Below are 22906 nucleotides of genomic sequence, written 5' to 3' on the forward strand. Positions count from 1 at the left end.
GTGCTAGCAATCTGCCCCGCACACTACCAAGAAGATGTCGCACAATGGCCCCCAAAAGCCTGTTGGATTCGATTTAGTTCGAGTCCCGAACTTGTGACGCACGCTTGGTTAAAATTCACTGAAATCGTTTACGAAACCGATCCGTCGGACGCTTGACGCAAACTATGCCCGCAATTTGCGAAGGGGCTCTGGGTCGGCTCGCCGCCCGAGCCGGTCGGTGGCCCCGATCCGGAAGGCATCGACGATCCCATCCACCTCGGCTGCCTGCGCTTCGGTCTGCTCGATGGCGGCATTCGTCTCTTCCACCAAAGCCGCATTGTGCTGGGTCATCTCGTCCATGGCGCGGACCGCAACGGTGATCTCTTCCAGCGCAGAGGACTGTTCGCGATTGGCTTGGGCGATCGAGTCGATCAGCGATGAACTCTCCTGCGCCCCAGTCAGGATAGCGAGCAGCTTCTCGGCCGCCTGCCCGACAAGGCGCGACCCGTTTTTGACCTCGCCGGCGCTGGCCTCGATCAGCACCTTGATCTCACTCGATGCCTGCGCTGCCGATTGCGCCAGCCGCCGCACTTCTACGGCGACCACCGCAAATCCCTTGCCGGCATCACCCGCACGGGCGGCTTCCACCGAGGCATTGAGCGCCAAAAGATTGGTCTGGAAGGCAATATCGTCGATCAGCCCGATGATGTTGGAAATCTTGCCCGAGCTGGTTTCGATCGCAGCCATTGCCGCATTGGCATTGGTCATCACCGTGCCGCCCTCGCCGGCGCTGGCCGACACGTCGCGCGCCTTCTGGCTGGCGGTGGCTGCGCGCTTGGCGTTCTCTTCCACCGCGCTGGACAGCTGCTCGATCGAGGCCGACGTCTCCTCGATGGTTGCCGCCTGCTTGGTGGTGCGCTCGCTGAGATCATTGGCGCCAGCCAGGATTTCGCCCGTTGCGGTCCGGAGCGAGCGCGACGTGCTCTGCAGGCTGGTGACAATATCGAGCAGTCGTGCCAGCGACTGGTTGAAGGCCAGCCGCAACTGTTCGTACTGCCCGGTGAACCGGGTATCGATCCGCCCGGTCAGATCGCCCTCGGCCATCTTGGCGAGACTGGATGTCAGGTCGGCGATGATGCCTTCGGCCCGCTTGCGCTCGGTGATGTCGGTGGCGAACTTGACCACCTTGATCGGTCGGCCCAGCGCATCCAGAATCGGGTTGTAGGAGGCCTGGATCCAGACCTCCTTGCCGCCCTTGCCGAAGCGCTGGAACTCGGCGGCGACATATTCCCCGCTGCGCAGCCGCTCCCAGAACTGCGCATACTCGGCGCTACCGGCATAGACCGGATCACAGAACATGCGGTGATGCTTGCCCACGATCTCGTCAGCCCGATAGCCGACCGTGCCAAGAAAATTCTCGTTGGCCTGCCGGAGCGTTCCGTCGAGATTGAACTCGATCACCGCCTGTACGCGGCCGATGGCGGCGATCTGGGCTTCGTGGTCGGCGGATTTGTTCTTCTGCTCAGTGATATCGGTGGCGAACTTGATTACCTTGACCGGCTTGCCCGCCTTGTCCAAGACAGGGTTATAGCTCGCCTGTATCCAGATCTCGCGGCCGCCCTTGGCGATGCGCCGATAGGCAGCAGCCTGGAATTTGCCGGCGGCAAGATCGGCCCAGAACTGCTTGTATTCGGGCGAGACGGCATCATCAGGATCGACGAACATGCGGTGATGCTGGCCGGCAATCTCACCAAGCGTATAGCCCAGCGCCGCGAGGAAGTTTTCGTTGGCGGTGATGATGGTGCCATCGAGCTTGAACTCGATGACCGCCTGGCTGCGCATAATCGCATCGACCTTGGCGCGGTCGTCATTCCTGCTATTGCTGCCGAAAAATCCGGTCATCGAAAAAAGGCCCTCCAGCCCCTGCCCTCGCCCGTCCTGGACGCGCAGCTATCGTAAAAAACATTGGCTAAGAGGGGCCTGTGGCGCGCATTACGACTACTGCGTAGCTGCCGTGTCGATGACGATGGCCATGCGATCACCAGTCGGCTCAAAATGCTGGCCGTCGGTAATCGTCGCGATGAGTATTGACCGGGCATGGATGATCGTCTGCGTTCCACGGCGATCCCCACCACCGCGAATATACATGATCTGCGTCCATGGATGAGGCTACGCCCGCATGGTTAAATGGGCGTGAAGAACAATCCATGGCGGAACAAGAAGGGCGCCTCGTGGGCGCCCTTGATATCCATCCTCGTTACGGGGATCACGCGGTCAGAGACGACCGCCGGCGACGGCCCTCGGTCTTGCCACACCCCCGCCCTGAACCGCCTGCCCGCCCAGCGTGAACACCCCGATCACCCGGTCCAGTTCATTGGCTTGGGCTTCAGTCTGTTCGATAGCGGCATTGGTTTCTTCCACCAGGGCCGCATTGTGCTGGGTCATTTCGTCGAGCTGACGCACCGCGACGTTGACTTCGTCGATCGATGCCGCCTGCTCGCGGCTGGCCCTGGCAATGCCTTCGAGCAGGACAGCGTTAGCCTCGATGGCCGCTTGCACCGCCACCAGCCGCCCCGCGGCATCCGTGACCAGGCGCGTGCCGCCCCTGACCTCGCCAGCACTCTGTTCGATCAGCACCTTGACGTCAGACGACGCCTTTGCCGCCGACTGCGCTAGCCGCCGCACTTCCACCGCTACCACGGCAAAGCCCTTGCCGGCATCGCCGGCACGGGCGGCCTCCACCGAGGCGTTCAAAGCCAGGAGATTGGTCTGGAAGGCGATGTCGTCGATCAGGCCGATGATGTTGGAAATCTTGTCGGACGACTGGGTGATGCGATCCATCGCCGCCGTCGCCTCACCCATGACGGCGCCACTCGCCTGCGCTTCGGCCGAGACCGAATGGGCCTTGTGACTGGCGCTTTCGGCCCGATCCGCATTGTCGACGACCGTACGGCTCACCTGCTCGATGGCAGCCGACGTTTCTTCGATGGTCGCCGCCTGGCGCGTCGTCCGCTCGCTGAGATCGTTGGCACCCGACAGGATTTCGCCGGTCGCCGTCTTGAGCGCCCCGGACGTGCCGCGCAACTGCGTCACGATCTGGCTGAGCTGCTCGGCGACGGCATTGGTATCGCCCTTGAGCTGCCCGAAGGCGCCCTTGTAGTCGCCAGTCATCCGCACGCTGAGATCGGCGCGGGCCAGGGCAGACAGCACAGCACCCGTCTCCACCAACCCGCGATCGACGCTTGAAACCAGCAGGTTGACGTTCTCGGCCAGCCCGCGCAGTTCCGGGTCTGGCTGGTTCGCCGGGACACGCTGCGAGAAATCGCCCTCGATCGCCGCACCCACCACGGCGCCAATATCGGCCTGCAACGCCTGGATCACGCCGACCTGGGACGCGCGCTCCTCGCTCATGTCGAGTTCGGCGGCGCGAAGGTCGCGCATCTTGATGCCATTGCCGCGGAACACTTCCACGGCCTCAGCCATATAGCCCAGCTCGTCGGCACGCTCGAGGCCGGGTACGGCAATATCAAGCCGGTCGGCGGCGATCTCGGCCATCGCATCAGTGAGACGCGACACCGGCCTTGTGATGGTGCGGGCAAAGATCAGGCTGGCCATGGCGGCCAGCACCAGCATGATGCCGCCGATAACCAGCATGGTGTTGCGCAGGCCCGTCGAGGGCGCCTGGATATCAGCCTGGCTTTCGAGTGCCACCACAGCCCAATTGGACCCACCAAAACTCAGGGGCTGGCTCGCCGCCACATAGGGCGCGCCATCGTGATGCGTGATCTCACCCAATGCCGGATTACCAGCCAGACCTGCGGCGATCGGATCGCCGTGCAGGGCCAGCATCAGCACGTCATTGTCTGCCGTCACCGGCGTATCGTTTCGAACGAGGTCGTCCTGCCCGACGAGGAACACCTCGCCACCGCTGCTCAACCCCTGGGTACGGCCAAGCACCTCGCCGATCAGCGCGGTCGGCATCTGGAAGGCAATGACCCCGATCAGGAAGCCCTGATCATAGACGGGCGAGGCGATGAAACTGGCCGGCGCGCCAGCACTGGGGCCATAGGGCGCGAAATCGGAGAGGAAAACCTGCCCCTCTTCGCCGGCCATCGCCGCTCTGACCACCTTGCCCAGGTCGGTATCGGCCCAGGGCCCACCGCCCTCTGCGAAGTTGGTTGCGAAATCGGCTTCCTTGAACACCGTATAGACGTTGTTGAAATCGGTATCGAACAGGAAGATGTCGTAATAGCCGCGCTTGAGCAGCAGGTCGCGGAAATCGGCATGCTGGGCCCGATGCGTCAGGTCGTAGACCGGCAGCTTGTCGGACGTATCGAGCAGCAGCTTCTCCCCGGCCGGATTGGGGTTCTGCGTGATATAGGCATCCTGCAGCAAGGCCGTCGGATCGCCCTGCCCCTTGAGCGACCGCATGGCGCCGGAAAACGCATCGATCGCCCCGCCGATTTCGGCGCGTCCGGCAAACAGCGTCAGGTCTTCGGCGACCTCGTTGAGATAGGCCTCGAGCGACGACTTGGCATTACTCGCTGCCGCGGTCAGCCGATGCTCGGCTTGCGCGGTCACGGTCGCGTTGCTGACGAGATAGGCGGCCAGACCCAGGCTCGCGCCGGTCGCGAGCGCAATGGCAACCACCATTGCCGGTAGCTTGAAGGCGAGTTTGAGCTGGGACATCGTCGGGCATCCGGAGTTGGGCAGAACTGCCGCCATTCAGGGGCACGTCCGCAGCTCCCCTTCCGCGACCATGATAAAAAATTCTATGAATACAATGGTTAAGGAAGCACTTCCGGCAGGGACTGGGGCGACAGCGTGTCGCCCCGGTTTGATCAAAACTCCGACCAGTCCTTCGAGATCGCCGCATTGCCGTCGCTCAGATATGCCCGGGCGGCCGACTTGAGCTTGTCGGCGCTTCCCCGCGGCGGAGCCGCCTGCGGACGGGGCGCTGCTCGCGCTGGCGCGGGCGCCCCCTTGGCCTCGATGGTGAAGACATCCACCACCCGGTCCAGTTCGCTGGCCTGAGCCTCTGTCTGCTCGATGGCCGCATTGGTCTGCTCCACCAGCGCGGCATTGTGCTGGGTCATCTCGTCGAGCGTCCGCACCGCCACCGACACTTCGTCGATTGCCGCCGCCTGCTCGCGGCTCGCCTTGGAAATGGCCTGCATCAGGCTGGCATTCTCGTTGACGGCATTGAGCATCGCGGCCAACTGGTCAGCCGCGTTGGAGACGAGCTTGCTGCCGCCCTTGACCTCGTTGGCCGACTGCTCGATCAGCGTCTTGACGTCCGCCGAAGCACTGGCTGCCGATTGGGCTAGGCGCCGGACCTCCACGGCCACCACGGCAAAGCCCTTGCCGGCATCGCCGGCGCGGGCTGCTTCGACCGAGGCGTTCAGCGCCAGCAGGTTGGTCTGGAAGGCGATGTCGTCGATCATGCCAATGATATTGGAAATCTTGGCGGAGCTGGAGGTGATCCGCTCCATCGCGGCATTGGCTTCGGCCATCGTCGTGCCGCTCTGCGTAGCGCTGCCGGACACGGCCTGGGCCTTGCCGTTGGCATCCTCGGCCATGCGCGCATTCTCGGCCACGGTGGCCGCCAGCTGTTCCATCGCCGCCGAGGTTTCCTCGATCGTCGCGGCCTGCTTGGTGGTACGCTCGGAAAGGTCGTTCATGCCCGACAGGATTTCCCCCGTCGCCTGCTTGAGCGAGCCCGAAATCTGCTTGGCGCCACCCACCACTTCGGTCAGCTTCTCGGTGACCAGGTTGGTGTCGCTCTTGAGCCGCGCGAAGGCGCCCTGATAATCACCCTGCATGCGCTTGGTGAGATCGGTATCGGCCAGCGCCGCCAGCACGAGGCCGGTTTCGCCAATGCCGCGATCGACCGTCTCGACCAGGTTGTTGACGCTGCTGGCAAGCGAGTTGAGTTCCGGATCGGCAAACTGGGCATGCACGCGCTTGGAGAAGTCGCCGGCGATGGCGGCATCCACCACTTCGCCAAAGGCGGCCTGCAGCGCCACCATCATGTCGGTGCGTTCCACCCGGCGGCGCAGCGACGCGGCGCGCTCTTCCTCGGTCATCTCGCTCATCTTGAGACCGTTTTCGCGGAACACTTCGACGGCGCGGGCCATCTCGCCCACTTCGTTGCCACGGCCGGTATAGGCGACCTCGGCGGCATAGTCGCCCTCCGCCACCAGCTTCATGGTCTTGGCGAGACGCGGAATAGGCGCCATCATGACGCGCGACAGCACATAGCCAATGGTACCCAAAACAGCCAGGGTCACCAGACCAACCATGAGCAGCAGCTTGAGCGTATCGGAGACCACCGTCTCGACCACGGCCTTGTCGATGCCGACGAACAGGATGCCGACGGCCTTGCCGGCCTGGTCGACGATCGGCTGATAGGCGGTGTAGTAGGGACGGCCGACGATATTGGCCTCGCCGAAATAGGTCTTGCCCTCCATCACCGGGCCATAGGCCGCGCTGGCCTGGCCCAGCGGGGTACCAACAATGCGGGCGCCGTCGGCGCCGACAATCGTCGTCGTCATCCGGACAAAGTCCTGGCTGGCCTCGTCCCACACGAACAGGGTCGCTGCCTCGCCCGTCACCCGGCCGATCGAATCCACTAGGTCGTTGTTGAGGAACTGCTGCGGCATGGCCCAGACGGTGATCTTGTCGATGCCGCCAGTGTCCGCCCACGTCACCGTCGCGCCGGACATGCCGGCCTGGACGATCGTGGCAGCAGTCTTCAGATTGGTGGTTTGCTGCTTGAGGGCCGCTGCGCGCGTCGAGGTGCTCAGGTTGATGTAAGTGGCCGTTGTCACCACCGCCACAGAGACGATGATGGCGGCAATGACCAGCGCGGCAATCATCGTGGTCAGCTTGATATTGCCAAAGAATTGGCCGACGCGTTTCAACATATCAGTGTGCCCCAGAGCCCGCGCGCAAGTTCAGCCAGTTCCGAATCCTGCACAACTAGTAGGGAAAATTACCAGTCGAGGCTTAATCGAGTGTTTAACATACTGGTGTCAGGGCTTTTTCCCTCGTAGTGCATTCAAATCGTTGCCAAAAAAACGAAAACCCCGCGACGCCGGTGGCATCGCGGGGTTCGATTGATACACTTGGTCAGGCGCGCCTAGAACTCGTTCCAGTCCGTGGCGACTGCGGCATTGCCGTGGGTGACCAGCCTGGCCGATGCCGATGCCAGGCGTTGCTGCAGGCCTCGGGCACCCCCGGCCGGAGCTACCCGCTGTTCGCGCACTGGCGCTTCCTGCCGGCCGATCTGGAATACGTCCACGATGCGGTCGAGCTCAGTGGCCTGCGCCTCGGTCTGCTCGATAGCCGCGTTGGTCTGTTCCACCAGCGCCGCGTTGTGCTGGGTCATTTCGTCCATGGTGCGAACCGCCGTGGTCACTTCCTCGATGGCCGAAGCCTGTTCGCGGCTGTCATTGGCGATGGATTCAAGCAGTCCATTGTTACCGCGTGCAGCATCGAGCATGGCGCGCAGCTTGCCCGCAGCCTCGCCGACCAGCTTGGAACCGGAATTGACCTCGCCGGCCGACTGCTCGATCAGCACCTTGACCTCGCTCGAGGCCTGCGCCGCCGACTGAGCCAGGCGCCGCACTTCCACGGCCACCACGGCAAAGCCTTTGCCGGCATCGCCGGCACGCGCCGCTTCCACCGAGGCGTTGAGTGCCAGGAGGTTGGTCTGGAAGGCGATGTCGTCGATCATACCGATAATGTTGGAGATCTTGGCCGAGCTCTGCGTGATGCGTTCCATCGCCGAAGTCGCCGCATCCATCACCAGCCCGCCTTCTTCGGCGGTACGGGTCACCTGCGCAGCACCCGCGCTGGCATCCTTGGCGCGCTGGGCATTCTTGAGCACGGTCGAAGCCAGCTGTTCCATCGCCGCCGAGGTTTCCTCGATGGTGGCGGCCTGCTTGGTCGTGCGTTCGGAAAGATCGTTGGCGCCGCTGAGAATTTCGCCCGTGGCCGTCTTGAGTGAGCCAGACGTGTGCCGCAGTTGACCGATCACTTCGGTCAGCTTGTCGGCCACCGCATTGATATCGGCCTTGAGCGTGGCGAACGCACCTTCATAGTCGCCTTCCATCCGCAGGGTGAGGTCGGTATTGGCCATGGCGCCGAGCACCTGGCCAATCTCGGTCACGCCGCGATTGAAGGTCGACACCAGGTTGTTGACGCCACCGGCCAGCGCATTGAGTTCAGGATCGGGAAATTCGACGGTAACCTGTTTGCTGAAGTCGCCGGCCACGGCCGCATCGACCACGACGCCGAACGCGCCCTGCAGCTCGCTCATCATCTTCTGCCGGTTTTCCTGGTCGGCGATGATGCGGGCAGCCTCGGCCTCGGTCATCTGGCTGACGCGCAGCCCGTTCTGGCGGAACACTTCGACGGCGCGGGCCATGCCGCCCACTTCGTTGCCCATTTCGGTATAGGGCACGTCGTTCTCGTAATTGCCCTCGGCAATGGCTTCCATCGAGCTGGCGAGCTTGGGGATCGGCTTGGTGATCAAGCGCGAAAGAATGAAGCCTATCAGACCCAGGCCAACAGTCACCGCGCCGCCCACCATCAGGATCAGGCTGAGCACGCTGGTCGCCTGCGCTTGTACATTGGCCATTGGGGTGCCGACAAAAATGGCGCCCATGACTTCGCCGCTCATCTTGGTGATGGGCTGCAGGGCCGCCACGTAGTTTGTGCCCGCCACGTCGAAATCACCGACGAAGGTCTGGCCGGCCATCAGCGTGGCATAGGCCGGGTTCGCGGCATCAATGGCCAGGTCGACCAGCCGCGCGCCGTCGGCGCCAGCAAGACTCGTGGTCTTGCTCATCAGGTTCTGGCTGGCCGAGTCCAGCACATAAATCGTGGCATCCTGCTTGGTGACGCGCGTCACCGAGTCGATGACTTCAGTGTCGTAGAACGGGGGCACGGCCCAGCTCTGGAACGTGGCCATCGTTCCGTCCTCTGCCCAGTTCAGTACCGAGCCCGAAATACGCCGCTCGAGAATTGTCGCGGCCACACCCAGATTGTTGGTCTGCTGCGCCTCGCTGTTGGCAACCGACTGGTTGTACAGCGACATATAGATCGTGCCGGAAACGGCAGCGATCGAGCCGATAATGGCAACGAACACCAGCACGGCAATCGTGGTGGTCATTTTGATGTTGCCGAAGATCTGGCTGATCTTGCGCATGGCGTCTTTCCCCCAAAACGCCCGGACCGCCCCTATCGGCGCATATCCCATCCGGACCTTAGCTTCAGGAAAATTACGGCAAAGCCGTTAATCGATCGTTGTCCACGCGGGGCCTGTATCGTTTCCGCTGCGCAAATATTGCGCCAACGCGCAGGATTCACACCGCCGCTCTCACCGCATTGTCGTGGCGGAGAGTGTCCTGCCGTCGCCCAAATGAAAAGAGGCGCCATCTGGCGCCTCTTGAAACCTGTACTGCAAGACCCCCTCAGAACTCGTTCCAGTCCTTGTCGACTGCGGCATTGCCGTGGCTGAGATAGGATTTGGCAACCGTCTTGAGCTTGTCCTGCAGGCCACGTGCCCCCTGGGCGAGCGCGCGAACGGGCGAGGCAGCAGCCGGCTCCGGCGCACGGCGCTGCGCGGGCGCCCTATCGTCGGTCGAGAAGATATCGACGATGCGATCGAGCTCGGTGGCCTGAGCCTCGGTCTGTTCAATGGCGGCATTGATCTCTTCGACCAGCGCCGCATTATGCTGGGTCATCTCGTCCATGGTGCGCACAGCCGTATTGACCTCGTCGATGGACGACGCCTGTTCGCGACTTTCCTTGGCGATGCCGTTCATCAACTCGTTCGAAGAACGGGCGGCCGACAGCATGGATTCGAGCTTGGCCGCAGCATCGGAGACGAGCCTGGAGCCGCCCCTGACCTCATTGGCCGATTGCTCGATCAACGCCTTGACGTCGCTCGATGCGCTTGCGGCCGATTGCGCCAGGCGGCGGACTTCCACGGCCACCACGGCAAAACCCTTGCCGGCATCACCGGCGCGAGCCGCTTCCACCGAAGCATTGAGCGCCAGCAGGTTGGTCTGGAAGGCAATATCGTCGATCAGGCCGATAATATTGGAGATCTTGCCCGACGACTGGGTAATCCGCTCCATGGCTTCGGTCGCCTGATGCATCACCTGGCCGCCCTCTTCGGCGGTGCGGGTCACCGTCGAGGCGACACTGCTGGCCTCATTGGCGCGCTCGGCATTCTGCAACACCGTCGCCGCCAGCTGCTCCATGGCCGCCGAGGTCTCTTCGATCGTTGCCGCCTGCTTGGTGGTGCGTTCGGACAGATCGTTGGCACCACTGAGGATCTCGCCGGTCGCGGTCTTGAGGGTGCGCGACGTATCCTTGAGCTGGCCGACAATGTCGGTGAGCTTTTCGGCCACCGCATTGGTGTCGGCCTTGAGCTTGGCGAAGGCGCCCTGATAGTTGCCTTCCATCCGCTTGGTGAGGTCGGTATCGGCCAGCGAGGCCAGCACGTCGCCGGTTTCACTGACGCCACGATCGACAGTCGCCACTAGGTTATTGACCGAGCGGGCTAGTGTATTGAGTTCGTCGTCGGGGAATTCGGCCTCGACGCGCCTGGTGAAGTCGCCGGCAATGGCCGCATCCACCACGGCGCCAAAGGCCCGCTGCAGGTCCTGCATCATGGCGGCACGTTCGGATTGGCTGCGGATGATCTGGGCGGCTTCCGCCTCGGTCATCTGCGCCACCTTGAGGCCGTTCTCGCGGAAGATTTCCACGGCGCGCGCCATGGCGCCGATCTCGTCCTGGCGCTCGGCGCCGCGCACCTCGACATCGAGGTCGCCGTCGGCGAGCTGTTCCATTGTCGTGGTCAGGCGGCTGATCGGGCGGCTCACCGAGCGGGCAAAGAAATAGCCAACCAGCGCGGCAAGCGCCAGCAGTCCACCACCGACGGCCAGGATCATGTTGCGCATATCGGTGATCGGGGCGAAGGCCTCGTTCTCGCCGATGGCAGTGACCACCGCCCAATTGGCGCCACCAAAGCTCAGCGGCTCGGCCGTCAGCATCATGCTCATATTGCGGTAGTCGGTCGATGTGCCGACTGCGCTGGTGCCGGCAAGAGCCGCTTCCACCACCGGGCTCTGGAAGGTCGTCACCAGAGAATCGTCACCCTCCGAAAAGCGCGAATCCGAGCGCATCAGGAAATCAGGGCCGACAAAGAAGCTTTCGCCGGTCTCACCCAGCCCCTCGGACTTGGCCATGATCGCATTGACCGACGCCGTCGAGACCGCAACGGCCAACACGCCGACCAGCTTGGCGCGGTTGTCAAAGACCGGCGTCGCCATGAAGCTTTCGACCTGCCCGCCTGGGGCATAGGCCGAGAAATCCTGGAACGACACCTGGCCGCCCTCGGTCATCGCGGCGGCAGCCTGGAATGCCAGGCCCAGGCCGGTCGCGCCACCGGGACCGCCGGCGGCGAAGTTGGTGGCGAAGTCGTCGCGCTTCTTGACCGAATAGATGAGATCGCCCGCCGGGCTCAGCACCATCAGGTCGGCGTAGCCACGTGCCTGCAACTGCCGGCGGAAGGCCGGATGAATCTTGGAATGGGTGAAGTCATAGTTCGTCCGCTTGTCGGCGGTCGACACGTCGAGCAGTTCGCGATTGGCCGGATCGGGATTGTTGGTGATGTAGGCCGTCTGCAGCGCCACAATAGGGTCCGTCGCCAGCGAGCCGGTGAGGAACTGCCCCCAGTTGATGTTAAGATCGCGCAGCACGGTCTGCGTCGATTCTGCGGCCGAGGTAATGGTCAAATCCTTGGCGATGCCATCGAGATAGGAGCCCAGCTCCCCCGAAGTCTGCGTCGCGATCGTTTCGATCTGGCGCTGCGTCAGCTGCTGCACCGCCGAGGCGCCGATGACGTAGCTCGCAAAGCCCACGCCGGCGCTGACCAGCAAGGCCGAACCGACCAGCGCCAGTGGCAGTTTTTGAGCGATCTTGAACTGCGGCAAAAATCCCATTGAAAACTCCAGCTCCTCGCGGACTGCCCGCTCGCGCGTTCTTCCCGCGCGTACGGCCTGCGCAGGCCAATGGCACGCGCAGCGGCAGTCGTCCCCCACGTCTCGGTAAATGACCGATCGCTGCAAACGATACACATGCCAAATTAACCACTCCTTACGGATAAATGCGGCTGGGCACGGATAAATGCGGGCGGGCCGAAAAAATCGTCATTTGCTCAATGTACAGGCAATTGCTCACACCAATCACCGCCAGAAACGAAAAAGGCCACCCGAGGGTGGCCCTTTCGAATTCGTCACAAGGCGATCAACTGAGTGCGCCGATCACCGCCTCGATGCGCTTCTTCATGGTCGACGCGTCGAATGGCTTGATGATGTAATTGTTGACGCCAAACGAGATGGCTTCCTTGACCTGTTCCTTGTCGGAACGGCCAGTGGCCATGATGAAGGGCATCGCCATCGTGCGCGGATGCTTGCGGATCACCTTGAGCAGCGTCAGCCCGTCGATATCCTCCATGTTCCAGTCGGAAATGATGAGATCGACATTGGACTTTTCGAGCTTGCCCAGCGCATCGCGACCGCTCTTGGCCTCGATGATATCCTTGAAGCCAAGTTGCGTGAGGATGTACTTGCAGATACCGCGCATGGACTGCTGGTCATCGACGATTAGAACACTGACCGCGCTGGCTTTAGGCATCTTTTAGTTCACCTTCTTGGTGTCCGGGGATAGAGCCCCGTTATTCTCGGAAACACTAGGCAACAAGCGTTACAAATCTCTCAATCGGCAGTGCGGCATTGTGCCGGACGCCGTTTCAGGCCGCCGATTTGAGCCGCACCAAGGCATTAGCCAGGCGCGCCGCGATCGCTTCCACCGGCGCTTGCTCGACAACCGCACCCTCTTCGAAGGCCACACGCGGCATGCCATAGACCAGCGACGAGGCCTGGCTCTGCCCGATCGTGTAGGCGCCGGCATCGCGCATGAGCTTGAGCCCGCGGGCGCCGTCGCGCCCCATGCCGGTCAGGATTGCCCCTACGGCCATGGCGCCAACGATCTTGGCAACCGATTCGAACAGCACGTCGACGCTGGGACGGTGGCCCGATTCCAGCTCATCCTGCGCCAGGCGGCACTTGAGCTGCCCCGAGGTCCGCTCGACGCGCAGGTGATAGTCGCCCCGCGCCACATAGGCATGGCCGGCCAGCAGCGGCATGCGGTCTTCCGCTTCCACGACCTTGAGCGCACACAGTTCATCCAGACGAGCGGCGAAGCGCCCGGTAAAGCCCGGCGGCATATGCTGGGCAATGACGATGGGTGGGCAATCGGTCGGCATCTGGGTCAGTACGGCACGGATGGCTTCGACGCCCCCGGTTGATGCACCGATCGCGATCAGTGAACCTTCCGGTGCCGCGGCCGTCTTGATGGCGACCTTGGGCGCCTCGGCGCGACTGGCGGAGCGGCCGCGCACATCCGACTTGGCGGCGGCGCGGATCTTGTCGCGCAGGCCGGCGCCAAAGGCTTCGATGCCGCCTTCGAACTCGGCGCTCGGCTTGGCCACGAAATCCACCGCGCCCAATTCGAGCGCCAGCAGTGTTTCGCTGGCGCCCTTCTTGGTCAGCGTCGAGACCATCACCACCGGCGTCGGCCGCAGCCGCATCAGCTTTTCGAGAAACTGCAGCCCGTTCATGCCGGGCATTTCGATATCGAGCGTCACCACATCGGGGTTGAGCTGCTTGATCTTCTCGCGCGCGTCGATCGGGTCGGTGGCGGTTGCCACGACATTGATGTCGCCGTCGCGTGTGAGCATGCGCGTCAGCACCTCGCGGATCAGCGCCGAATCGTCGACGACCAGGACCTTGATGCTCATGCTGCTTCTCGCTTGCTCAGTTTCAGCTTGGATTGATAAATGGTCTTGCCGACCAGGCGGAAGCCTTCCCCGCCCGATCCAAGATTCTCGGAATGCCCGATATAGAGGAAGCCTTCCGGCGCCAGCAGCTTACCCAGCCGGCTGAACACCTCGCCCTGCGTGGGCTTGTCAAAATAGATGGCGACGTTGCGGCAGAACACGGCGTCGAACGGACCCTTCATCGGCCAGTTCGGCCCGATCAAATTCAGCGGCTTGAACGACACCAGTTCGCGCACTGCAGCCGGAATACGGATATTGCCGTCGCCGGCCTTTTCAAACGGCCGTGCGCGCTCGCTGCTCAGCCCGTTGAGTTCATTGGCCGGATAGACGCCGCCCGCCGCCTTGGCGATGACGGCCGTATCAATGTCGGTGGCCAGGATCTTGAAGTCCCAGCGCTTGAGCTCCGGAAACGCTGCCAGCAGGTCCATACCAACAGTATAGGGCTCCTGCCCGGTCGAGCAGCCCGCCGACCAGATGCGCAACCGCGCTCCGCGCGGCTTCTCGGCAATCAACCCGCCGACATAGCTGCGCAGATGTTCGAAATGGTGATCCTCGCGGTAGAACCGCGTCAGGTTGGTCGTCAGCGCATTGACGAAATTCTGCCCGTCCTGTGCCGAGCCGCCACGCTCGAGAAAATCGACATAGGCGTCAAAGCTGGGCAGCCCCAGACCGCGCACGATCTTGGAGAGGCGGGAAATGACGAGTGTTCGTTTGGCATCGCTCAGCGAGATCCCGGCGACCTGATAGACCCGGTTCTTGATCCGCGAAAACTCGCGTTCGCTGAGGGAGATTTCTCCCTGTTCCATGCGGCACACCCCAATTGCCCCGAGCCTCCATTCTGGATGCTCGTCTAAGCGTTCGCGCGCCGCACGGCCCGAATTGAGGGTTCCGCCGGCTCGCCGAACGACGCCATCCGCCCGGTCAGACGGTTCAATGCCGTCTCACCCTGGCTCAGGGTCTGGGCGATAGTGTCGGTTTCATTACTTAGATTGCGTAAATGCGCCTCCAGTTCTGCAATCATTTTTTGCAGCGAACTGGCTTCGGCCACGCCGGTTTCCGACTGGGCGCGGCCGCGTTTGACCACCGCGCGGATATCCTTGGCCGAGCGGTTGGTCAGTTGCGCCAGCTGGCGCACCTCGTCGGCCACCACGGCAAAGCCCGCGCCCTTCTCACCGGCCCGCGCCGCCTCGACGGCTGCATTGAGCGCTAACAGGTTGGTACGGAACGAAACGTCCTCGATGGCCTGAACCATCTTGTCGATTTCGGAGGTCATCTGGTCGATCTCGCCGACCACCACATTGGTGCGCCGCGCCGCCAGTTCAGCCGCTCCGGCCAAGGTCTGGGCGTCACGTCCGATCGTCTGCGCCTGCCGCAAACGGCCGCCGCCGTCTTCGAGCGCCCTGCCCATGGCCCCGGCATCGTCACGATTTTCTGCGGTGAGCGTTCCCATATGCGCCAGGCGCTGCTCGAACCCCTCGACCAGCCGCCCCACCTGCGCCAGCCGTGATTCCAGCCGGGCGCGAATACCCTGCTCTTCCTCAAGTTGCTCGACGATGGCCTGGGAAAAATCATTGAGCCGCATGGCCAGCGAGCCAAGCGGTCCATGCAGCGCATCGGGCAGTTCACCGCTACCCGAGGCAACACCCTCCAACTGCTTGAGGCCAGCATCGAGCGCCGCCAGCCCGCTATTGAGCGCCGCCAAAGCCGGATTGCGCGCCAGCACGCCAGCCTCGAAGCGGAACCCGGTCTGCCCGCCGGCCAGTGCCCCGGCAAATGCGTCGAGCTCGTCATCTTCTATATACGCACCGGCCGGCACCAGCTCGAGCAGGTACCGGTTGCTGGCAATGGTGAAGCGCCGCACGGCGAACCGCTTGCCACCGAACACCGCCATACTTTCTTCGGCCGCGCCGCCGCCGGCATCTAGATAGCCTTGGCCGAACAGGGCATCGAGCGACACCCCCTCGATGGCGCCTTTGGCCACCCGCGCCACCCCGGCACTGGCCGCCAGGATCAGCCCATTGTCATCCACCACCACCACAGGCTGGTGGATCGCCGCAATGGCACTCTTGAAATGATGCGCCCGCTCCAGCCGTTTGCCGAGCCGGGTGACGATACTGGCAATGCTGAGGCTCTCGTCGGTCGTCTGGCTGAGCCCTGCGGCCAGCGCGACCGCGGCCAGCGCCCGATTATCGCGCTGGTCGAGCAGGAATGCCACAAGCAGGCTGCCGATCAGCGCCGTTGCCACCAGCGCTCCGGCGGCGCCATACCAGGCCGGACCCAGGCCCCATGCCATGGCAAGCCCGACCGCCAGCGCACTGGCGCCCAGCCAGATGGCTCCGGCAAGCAGCGCTAGGCGCAGATGGGGCATGTGCCTGATCCGCAAATCAGCAAAGAGGGGTCCAACATGGTGCGGACCCTAACCCCGGAATGGTTAACCAAGTCTATAAACCCCTCAGGGCACGTAAGACTTTGCTAATCCAGATTGTCACAACGTGAATAATCGTCCCGTTTCGGGACCCGTTCCTGGCACGAAATCGCGAAGAGACTTGCGTCAGGCCGAGGCGCAACCGGAATGCATCGAGCACCGAAGTGCAGCGTACTCTGGTACGTGAGCATCGGAGCGGAGATGGATGCCGGTTGCAGCCCGGCACGCAAGTCTCGAAGCGATTTTAGAAGAGTTCGATGTCGTCGACTGGCGCCGGTATGACCACGCGGCGCTTGGCGATCGCAATTTCCTCGCGCGCCACATTGGCGCCGGCATCGCTGTCCAGCCGCTTGACGAAGGCCCGGCCGGAATGCGGCTTGAACATCACTCGGCGCGCATAATTGCCGCCTAGGTCCTCGCTCATCACCGCATAGCCTTCATCGGCCAGGAACTGACGGACGAATTCGATATTCTTGAGGCCAACGTCATCGAGTGCCGAATTGATCTTGCCGCCGCCAAAGACCTTGATCTCGAGGTTGGACTTCTTGCCGGTACCCTTGGTCAGCACCTTGTTGATCAACTGCTCCATGGCAAAGGCGCCATAGCGGGCCGAGGCGCCGTAGCGATCCTTGGCCGCGCCGGACTGTTCGGCCAGCAGGAAGTGGTTCATGCCACCGACATTGGCCACGCGATCCCGCACGCAGGCGGAGATGCAGGAGCCCAGCACCGTCGAATAGGTGAGGTCCGTTGCATCGGAAACGTGGCAGTCGCCCTGGTGTACGGTTGTCACCACCCCGCGATCGAATTCGGGTGGCAGAGAGTTCGGCAGTGCCATTTGTCGTATCGAAACCCCAAAGCGCCTATTGTTCCGATGGTAACTTTAAACTCGTTAGCCAATTGCTAACCACGACGACGGAGTGACCCCCACCCCCATCAAATTGCAAGAAGTGCTTTAGGAATAGCACGCTAGTGTCGAAATACGGGGCTAGGATTGTTTCATATGTCACTGCAGAAACTCGCGAGAGAACTCGATGAGACGGCGCGCCAGACGGCGGCGATGCTAGAAGGCATCACGGAAGCGCTCGAACTTCTTGCCGACAAGAATTTGACCAAGGACGCCTCGATCCGCGAAGCGGTACAGATGATCGTCACGGCCATGCAGGGTCAGGACCGTATCGAGCAGCGCTGCCACAACATGGCCCTGGCCGTCCGCCAGTTCGCCTTGCTGCCGGCCACTGCGCCCGACAGCGTCTATGAAGAAATCTGGGCCAGCCTCACCCTCGACGAGTTGCGTGTCCCCTCGCTGTCAGGCATCGCCGCCCACCAGAGCCACGGCGACGCCGAACTGTTCTAGCCGAAACCCAGCATGAAGCCTGACCAAAGCGCCGCAAGGCGCATTTGTGTTTTGGGTGTCATGCCACGCCCTCGTGGTTCGAGGCGCTGAAGAAGCGCACCTCACCATGAGGGCTGTTGTTTCACCGAGCAAATAGTAGCCCTCATGGTGAGGTGCGAGCTCTTGCGAGCCTCGAACCACGAGGGCGTGGCACTTAACTCCGCAACCCCGGCGCTTCTTGCCCGGTGCTCTGCACATATTCGGTATAGCCACCGCCATAGACATGCACACCCTCGGGCGTCAGCTCCAGCACGCGGTTACTGAGCGCCGCGAGAAAATGACGGTCGTGGCTGACGAACAGCATCGTGCCTTCATAGGCGCTGAGCGCGGTGATCAGCATTTCCTTGGTAGCGATGTCGAGATGGTTGGTCGGCTCGTCCAGCACGAGAAAATTCGGCGGATCGAACAGCATCATCGCCATCACCAGCCGCGCCTTCTCGCCGCCCGACAGCACCCGGCACTTCTTCTCGATCTCGTCGCCGGTAAAGCCAAAGGCCCCCGCCAGAGCACGCAGTGGCGCCTGACCCGCCTGCGGGAATGAGCTTTCCAGCTGCTGGAACACCGTCAGGTCGCCATCGAGCACATCCATGGCATGCTGGGCGAAATAGGCCATCTTGACCGACGGACCGCGCGACACCGTGCCTTGATCGGGATCAGCCGTACCGGTCACCAGCTTGAGCAGCGTCGATTTGCCGGCGCCGTTGACGCCCATAATGCACCAGCGCTCACGCCGCCGAACATGGAAATCGAGCCCGTCATAGATCGTGCGGCTGCCATAGCTTTTGGAAACATTCTTGAGCAGGGCGACGTCCTCGCCCGAACGCGGCGCCGGGCGGAATTCGAAATCCACCACTTGGCGCCGCTTGGGCGGTTCGACACGGTCGATCTTGTCGAGCTTCTTAACCCGGCTCTGCACCTGCGCGGCATGCGACGCCCGCGCCTTGAAGCGGGCGATGAAGTCCAGTTCCTTGGCCAGCATCGCCTGCTGGCGCTCGAACTGCGCCTGCTGGTTCTTTTCGGCGATGGCGCGCTGCTGCTGGTAGAATTCGTAATTGCCCGAATAGCTGGTCAGCGAGCCGGCATCGATCTCGATGATCTTGGTACAGATGCGATTCATGAATTCTCGGTCATGGCTGGTCATGAACAGCGCGCCGGCATAGTTCTGCAGGAACTCCTCGAGCCAGATCAGGCTTTCGAGATCGAGATGGTTGCTCGGCTCGTCCAGCAGCAGCGCATCGGGGCGCATCAGCAGGATTCGCGCCAAAGCCACGCGCATCTTCCAGCCGCCACTGAGCGCGCCCACATCGCCATCCATCATCTCCTGGGAAAAGCCCAGGCCATCGAGCACTTCGCGGGCCCGGCCATCCAGCGAATAGCCGTCCAACTCCTCGAACTGGTGCTGCACCTCGCCATAGCGCTCGATGATGGCGTCCATCTCGTCGGCCTTGTCAGGATCGCCCATATCGGCTTCCAGCGCCCGCATCTCTGTGATCAGCGCGCTGACCGGGCCGGCACCGTCCATGGTCTCGGAGACGACACTGCGCCCCGCCATCTCACCCACATCCTGGCTGAAATAGCCGATGGTGAGGCCCTTATCGACCGACACCTGGCCCTCATCGGGCTGCTCCTCGCCGGTGATCATGCGGAACAGCGTCGTCTTGCCCGCGCCATTAGGCCCCACCAGTCCGACCTTCTCGCCCTTGAGCAGCGTGGCCGACGCATCAATGAAGACGATCTGCTTGCCGTTCTGCTTACCGATGGATTCAAGACGGATCATGCTGGGGAGACCTGCAATAGTGGCGGCAGAGGGTGTCGCCGCAAGAGGCAGTCCGTTAAGCACTCAGCCGGCAATCGCGCAAGCAGGAATGGCGCATTGGCGCAATGCGCGCAGCAAACTGGCCACTTTGGCCTCGCTTAGGCGCGACTGGAAAGCCCACGATCAATCGCGGCGATCGGGCCGTCCTGTTTTTCTGGCTTGCCGTAGAGACCGATATTCAGGTCGCCCCAGGCCTTCAGGGATAGCAGTATTGGCTCCATGCTTCGTCCCAGCGGAGACAGCGAATACTCCACCTTCGGCGGCACCTGGGCGTAGACTGTCCGTATGATCAGTCCGTCCTGCTCCAGTTCGCGCAACTGATTGGTCAGCATGCGCGGCGTCACCTGGCCCACGGCACGCTGGACCTGATTGAAGCGAAGCGTGCCATCGAGCAACTGGAACAGGATCACGGACTTCCACTTGCCGTCGATAAGCCCGATCGCTGCCTCAACGGCGCATCCGGGATTGCAGTCGAAACGCGAGTGGCGGACCTTGGCCATTTACACTACCTCTTTCGATACTATAGGCGTTTTTTGTAAGTATTGCCCCGAAGGCATCATAGGGACATCTCTTGCCTGCATCAACGTGCAGAAAGAGTAAGACCCATGAAAGCAATCGGATACAGGACGCCAGGCGCACTGGAACGAAACGACGCACTGGTCGACATCGAGATTGAACGGCCAACGCCGTCCGGTCGGGACCTTTTGGTTGAGGTCAGCGCGATCTCGGTAAATCCCGTCGACACCAAGGTTCGGCGCAGCGCGCCACCCGAGCCTGGCCAGTGGAAAATCCTGGGCTGGGATGTGGCAGGGCGTGTCGTGGCCAGGGGCGACGGCGCGACGAACTTCGCGATTGGCGACGAGGTCTACTATGCTGGCGCGATCACCCGTCCGGGCGCCAACAGCCAGTTTCATCTGGTCGACGAGCGTATCGTCGGACGCAAGCCGAGCACACTGACGACGGCCGAAGCGGCGGCCCTCCCGCTGACGGCCATTACCGCTTACGAGATGCTGTTTGATCGCCTGGACATCCGCAAGCCGGTGCCCGGGGCGGCAGATGCCGTCGTGATCATTGGTGGGGCGGGAGGCGTGGGCTCCATCGCCATCCAGTTGGTGCGTGCCCTCACCGATCTGACCGTTATCGCGACAGCATCGCGGCCAGCAACCAGGAGCTGGGTGACCGCTCTGGGCGCCCATCATGTCGTGGACCACAGCGCGCCATTGGCGGCGCAGATCGCTGCACTCGGCATTGGTGCGCCAGCATTCGTCTTCTCGACGGCCGAAACCCACCGGTACCTCGGGGAAGTCGTCAAGCTCATTGCCCCTCAGGGCCGGTTCGGGCTGATCGACGATCCCGATGCCCTGGACATTCTTGCCTTCAAGCGCAAGGCGGTATCGATCCACTGGGAATCCATGTTCACCAGGTCGATGTTCGAAACGACCGATATGGGTGAACAGGGCAAGCTGCTGGACCTGGTTGCCGGACTTGTCGACGACGGCAAGATCCGCACCACCGCAACCGAGACTTTGCAACCGATCAATGCGGCCAATCTCAAGCAGGCTCATGCCAGCATCGAGACAGGCCGGACCATGGGCAAGATCGTCCTGAAGGGCTTTTAGCGCAGGCGCGGCAGAGCCATCCCTTTACCGGATGGACTCTGCCGCAACCGCTTTAGACCAGAGGCGCCGCTCCTCGCGCCATCCGCTAGAGAAAATCGACGACGACGCCCGGCGACACCATGGCCCCCAGCTCCTCGGCATCCCAGTTGGTGAGACGCACGCAGCCATGCGAGCCCGTCTTGTCGATGCGGGCCGGTTCCGGCGTTCCATGAATACCGTAGGTCGGCTTGGACAGCGCGATCCACATGCTGCCGACCGGCCCGTTCGGGCCCGGCGGAATGGTGAGGACCTCGGTATTCTCGCCCTGCTGGAAGTTGATCCTGGGGTTGTAGGTATAGTTCGGCATCGGCGCGACGACCTCGACCACATAGCTGCCGCTGGGTGATGGATTGTCCTCACTGCCAATGGTTGCGGGATAGGCCGCCAGCAGCATGCCCTGGGCATCATAGGCCCGCACCTGTCGCAACATCTTGTCGGCCTCGATCCGCGCCACCAGGCCGGTGCGGCCGGCGCCGGTTACGGCCACGGCGATGGTCTCGCCTGCGGTGAAGGTCGCGCCGGGGTTGAGCACCCTGAGGAAATCGACATCCATATGGAAGCGTTCGGACAGCTTTTCGGCGACGCTGGCATAGCCCAGAAAGCCCATCTGCGCCTTTTCGGCATAGTCGACGGGCGTTGGTCCGGTGATCTCGCTGAGGTCTTCGGCGGTGATGACATAGGCAGCCATGACCGGCAGGCCGGTTTCCAACAATCCGACGGTTTGAGCGTCAAGCGTGCCGGTAGCCTGCATACCGGCCATGGCCTGGAATGCCATCACCGCCTTGCGCACATTCTCCCCGTCATAGCCGTCGATAACCCCCGGGGAGGCGCCAAACTGATCGAGCAGGATTTGGGTCCGAACGATAGCGGCGCTGGGCAAAAGGGGCGTTACAGAGGCGCCGTCCTCGACTGGAAGGGCAGGCTCGGGAGAAAAGATATAGGGCCTGTCGTCGATGGCCAGATCGGTCAACAGATTGGCCGCATTGATCCCATTGGCGTCGAGCAGTACGGCGGGAACCTGCGCAGAGACGGAGGAACCCCACCCCACGATCAGGGTGAAGGCAATCAGGGGAACCAGTTTCTGCATTGAGACCTCTTATCTGCATCCAGAAGAGGCAGGCAGTTCAAATGGTTCCACAGATCGATAGCTATCGACACGTCCAAACAAAAAGGGCGCCTCACGGCGCCCTGTTCAGTTCCAAAGATCGGGTCGCCTACGCGTCCATCTTGGCGCCGGAGACCACGGCATGCAGGTCGATCAACCCGACCATGCGGCTCTCATGGGTCACGATGCCGTTGAGCAGCTCGGTATCGATCGAATTGCCTTCGGGCACATTGTGGATGTCGTCGCGCGATACGGTCAGAATATCGCTCACGGCGTCGACCAGGATGCCGACCCATTTGTCGCCGACGCTCATCACCACCACGACATGGTTCTTGGTGGGCGAAGTCTGGCCATCGCCGAAGCGGGCGCGCAGATCGAAGATCGGCACGATCGTGCCGCGCAGGTTGATCACCCCACGCACGAATTCGCGGGTATTGGGCAGGGGCGTCGCCCCGTTCCAGGCGCGGATTTCGCGCACTGTGGTGATCTCCACGCCATAGGTCTGCTCGCCGATCGAAAAGGCGATCAACTGCAGGGAATTCTGGGCGGCGATGGCCGACTTGTCGCCCATCTCGTCGCGCATACCGAGCGCTTCCATTCTCAAGCCTTTCT

Annotated in this window: 17 protein-coding genes; 2 read left to right on the plus strand and 15 right to left on the minus strand. The window is 62.5% G+C overall.

The annotated features are described in order from the left end of the window. Nucleotides 1-162 precede the first annotated feature (162 nt). From IM737_RS11465 to IM737_RS11515, 11 genes are all read right to left on the minus strand, one after another. Complete coding sequence (locus tag IM737_RS11465) at nt 163-1881, minus strand: methyl-accepting chemotaxis protein (RefSeq protein ID WP_236894045.1); 1719 nt, start codon at nt 1879-1881, stop codon at nt 163-165. A 96-nt stretch (nt 1882-1977) separates the two neighbouring features. Next, nucleotides 1978-2127, minus strand: coding sequence for a hypothetical protein (locus IM737_RS11470; RefSeq protein WP_236894046.1), 150 nt, complete (start codon nt 2125-2127; stop codon nt 1978-1980). Nucleotides 2128-2253: 126 nt separating this feature from the next. Then, nucleotides 2254-4668 carry a methyl-accepting chemotaxis protein gene (locus IM737_RS11475; protein WP_236894048.1) on the minus strand — a complete coding sequence of 805 codons (2415 nt, stop codon included), beginning with the start codon at nt 4666-4668 and terminating at the stop codon, nt 2254-2256. Between the two features lie 152 nt (nt 4669-4820). After that, nucleotides 4821-6905: a methyl-accepting chemotaxis protein gene (locus IM737_RS11480; RefSeq protein WP_236894049.1), complete on the minus strand. Its 2085-nt coding sequence runs from the start codon at nt 6903-6905 to the stop codon at nt 4821-4823. Between the two features lie 215 nt (nt 6906-7120). Continuing rightward, on the minus strand, nt 7121-9193 hold the full coding sequence (locus IM737_RS11485) for a methyl-accepting chemotaxis protein (RefSeq protein ID WP_236894051.1): 2073 nt from the start codon (nt 9191-9193) through the stop codon (nt 7121-7123). 265 nt (nt 9194-9458) lie between these two features. Then, a complete protein-coding gene (locus IM737_RS11490) occupies nt 9459-11999 on the minus strand; it encodes a methyl-accepting chemotaxis protein (RefSeq protein WP_236894053.1) in 2541 nt (846 codons plus the stop codon). A 304-nt stretch (nt 12000-12303) separates the two neighbouring features. Beyond that, nucleotides 12304-12693, minus strand: a complete 390-nt coding sequence (locus tag IM737_RS11495; RefSeq protein WP_236894054.1) for a response regulator — start codon at nt 12691-12693, stop codon at nt 12304-12306. Nucleotides 12694-12808: 115 nt separating this feature from the next. Beyond that, nucleotides 12809-13858 carry a protein-glutamate methylesterase/protein-glutamine glutaminase gene (locus IM737_RS11500; RefSeq protein ID WP_236894056.1) on the minus strand — a complete coding sequence of 350 codons (1050 nt, stop codon included), beginning with the start codon at nt 13856-13858 and terminating at the stop codon, nt 12809-12811. After that, nucleotides 13855-14703, minus strand: a complete 849-nt coding sequence (locus IM737_RS11505; RefSeq protein WP_236894058.1) for a CheR family methyltransferase — start codon at nt 14701-14703, stop codon at nt 13855-13857. The genes IM737_RS11500 and IM737_RS11505 overlap by 4 nt, the downstream gene beginning before the upstream one ends. Before the next feature lie 44 nt (nt 14704-14747). Then, nucleotides 14748-16265, minus strand: coding sequence for a methyl-accepting chemotaxis protein (locus IM737_RS11510; RefSeq protein WP_236894060.1), 1518 nt, complete (start codon nt 16263-16265; stop codon nt 14748-14750). 301 nt (nt 16266-16566) lie between these two features. After that, complete coding sequence (locus IM737_RS11515) at nt 16567-17157, minus strand: chemotaxis protein CheD (protein WP_236894062.1); 591 nt, start codon at nt 17155-17157, stop codon at nt 16567-16569. Nucleotides 17158-17322: 165 nt separating this feature from the next. On the opposite strand from IM737_RS11515, the gene IM737_RS11520 reads away from it, so the two are divergent. Then, nucleotides 17323-17676, plus strand: coding sequence for a hypothetical protein (locus tag IM737_RS11520; RefSeq protein WP_236894064.1), 354 nt, complete (start codon nt 17323-17325; stop codon nt 17674-17676). 193 nt (nt 17677-17869) lie between these two features. Here IM737_RS11520 and IM737_RS11525 read toward each other — a convergent pair whose 3' ends face one another. Further along, nucleotides 17870-19492 (minus strand): ABC-F family ATP-binding cassette domain-containing protein, encoded by a 1623-nt coding sequence (locus IM737_RS11525; protein ID WP_236894066.1) that lies wholly within the window; start codon nt 19490-19492, stop codon nt 17870-17872. Between the two features lie 137 nt (nt 19493-19629). Further along, nucleotides 19630-20031 carry a winged helix-turn-helix transcriptional regulator gene (locus IM737_RS11530; RefSeq protein ID WP_236894068.1) on the minus strand — a complete coding sequence of 134 codons (402 nt, stop codon included), beginning with the start codon at nt 20029-20031 and terminating at the stop codon, nt 19630-19632. Nucleotides 20032-20136: 105 nt separating this feature from the next. On the opposite strand from IM737_RS11530, the gene IM737_RS11535 reads away from it, so the two are divergent. Continuing rightward, entirely contained in the window at nt 20137-21150 is a 1014-nt protein-coding gene (locus IM737_RS11535; RefSeq protein ID WP_236894071.1) for a zinc-binding alcohol dehydrogenase family protein, read from the plus strand. 85 nt (nt 21151-21235) lie between these two features. On the opposite strand, the gene IM737_RS11540 is transcribed toward IM737_RS11535, so the two are convergent. Together IM737_RS11540 and IM737_RS11545 are read right to left on the minus strand one after the other, a co-directional pair. Then, the gene (locus IM737_RS11540) at nt 21236-22276 is read right to left on the minus strand and encodes a L,D-transpeptidase family protein (RefSeq protein ID WP_236894073.1); all 1041 of its coding nucleotides are present in this window, start codon (nt 22274-22276) and stop codon (nt 21236-21238) included. 127 nt (nt 22277-22403) lie between these two features. Continuing rightward, nucleotides 22404-22892 carry a chemotaxis protein CheW gene (locus tag IM737_RS11545; protein WP_236894074.1) on the minus strand — a complete coding sequence of 163 codons (489 nt, stop codon included), beginning with the start codon at nt 22890-22892 and terminating at the stop codon, nt 22404-22406. Between the last annotated feature and the right edge of the window lie 14 nt (nt 22893-22906).

Origin of the sequence: Devosia sp. SL43 (genome assembly GCF_021729885.1) — a bacterium.
In the GTDB taxonomy this organism is placed as follows: Bacteria; Pseudomonadota; Alphaproteobacteria; order Rhizobiales; family Devosiaceae; genus Devosia.

What these genes read in the sequence shown, in the direction of transcription:
- IM737_RS11465 (WP_236894045.1), bottom strand. Translation starts at nt 1,881, where the DNA reads ATGACCGGATTTTTCGGCAGCAATAGCAGGAATGACGACCGCGCCAAG.
- IM737_RS11470 (WP_236894046.1), bottom strand. Translation starts at nt 2,127, where the DNA reads ATGTATATTCGCGGTGGTGGGGATCGCCGTGGAACGCAGACGATCATC.
- IM737_RS11475 (WP_236894048.1), bottom strand. Translation starts at nt 4,668, where the DNA reads ATGTCCCAGCTCAAACTCGCCTTCAAGCTACCGGCAATGGTGGTTGCC.
- IM737_RS11480 (WP_236894049.1), bottom strand. Translation starts at nt 6,905, where the DNA reads ATGTTGAAACGCGTCGGCCAATTCTTTGGCAATATCAAGCTGACCACG.
- IM737_RS11485 (WP_236894051.1), bottom strand. Translation starts at nt 9,193, where the DNA reads ATGCGCAAGATCAGCCAGATCTTCGGCAACATCAAAATGACCACCACG.
- IM737_RS11490 (WP_236894053.1), bottom strand. Translation starts at nt 11,999, where the DNA reads ATGGGATTTTTGCCGCAGTTCAAGATCGCTCAAAAACTGCCACTGGCG.
- IM737_RS11495 (WP_236894054.1), bottom strand. Translation starts at nt 12,693, where the DNA reads ATGCCTAAAGCCAGCGCGGTCAGTGTTCTAATCGTCGATGACCAGCAG.
- IM737_RS11500 (WP_236894056.1), bottom strand. Translation starts at nt 13,858, where the DNA reads ATGAGCATCAAGGTCCTGGTCGTCGACGATTCGGCGCTGATCCGCGAG.
- IM737_RS11505 (WP_236894058.1), bottom strand. Translation starts at nt 14,703, where the DNA reads ATGGAACAGGGAGAAATCTCCCTCAGCGAACGCGAGTTTTCGCGGATC.
- IM737_RS11510 (WP_236894060.1), bottom strand. Translation starts at nt 16,265, where the DNA reads ATGCCCCATCTGCGCCTAGCGCTGCTTGCCGGAGCCATCTGGCTGGGC.
- IM737_RS11515 (WP_236894062.1), bottom strand. Translation starts at nt 17,157, where the DNA reads ATGGCACTGCCGAACTCTCTGCCACCCGAATTCGATCGCGGGGTGGTG.
- IM737_RS11520 (WP_236894064.1), top strand. Translation starts at nt 17,323, where the DNA reads ATGTCACTGCAGAAACTCGCGAGAGAACTCGATGAGACGGCGCGCCAG.
- IM737_RS11525 (WP_236894066.1), bottom strand. Translation starts at nt 19,492, where the DNA reads ATGATCCGTCTTGAATCCATCGGTAAGCAGAACGGCAAGCAGATCGTC.
- IM737_RS11530 (WP_236894068.1), bottom strand. Translation starts at nt 20,031, where the DNA reads ATGGCCAAGGTCCGCCACTCGCGTTTCGACTGCAATCCCGGATGCGCC.
- IM737_RS11535 (WP_236894071.1), top strand. Translation starts at nt 20,137, where the DNA reads ATGAAAGCAATCGGATACAGGACGCCAGGCGCACTGGAACGAAACGAC.
- IM737_RS11540 (WP_236894073.1), bottom strand. Translation starts at nt 22,276, where the DNA reads ATGCAGAAACTGGTTCCCCTGATTGCCTTCACCCTGATCGTGGGGTGG.
- IM737_RS11545 (WP_236894074.1), bottom strand. Translation starts at nt 22,892, where the DNA reads ATGGAAGCGCTCGGTATGCGCGACGAGATGGGCGACAAGTCGGCCATC.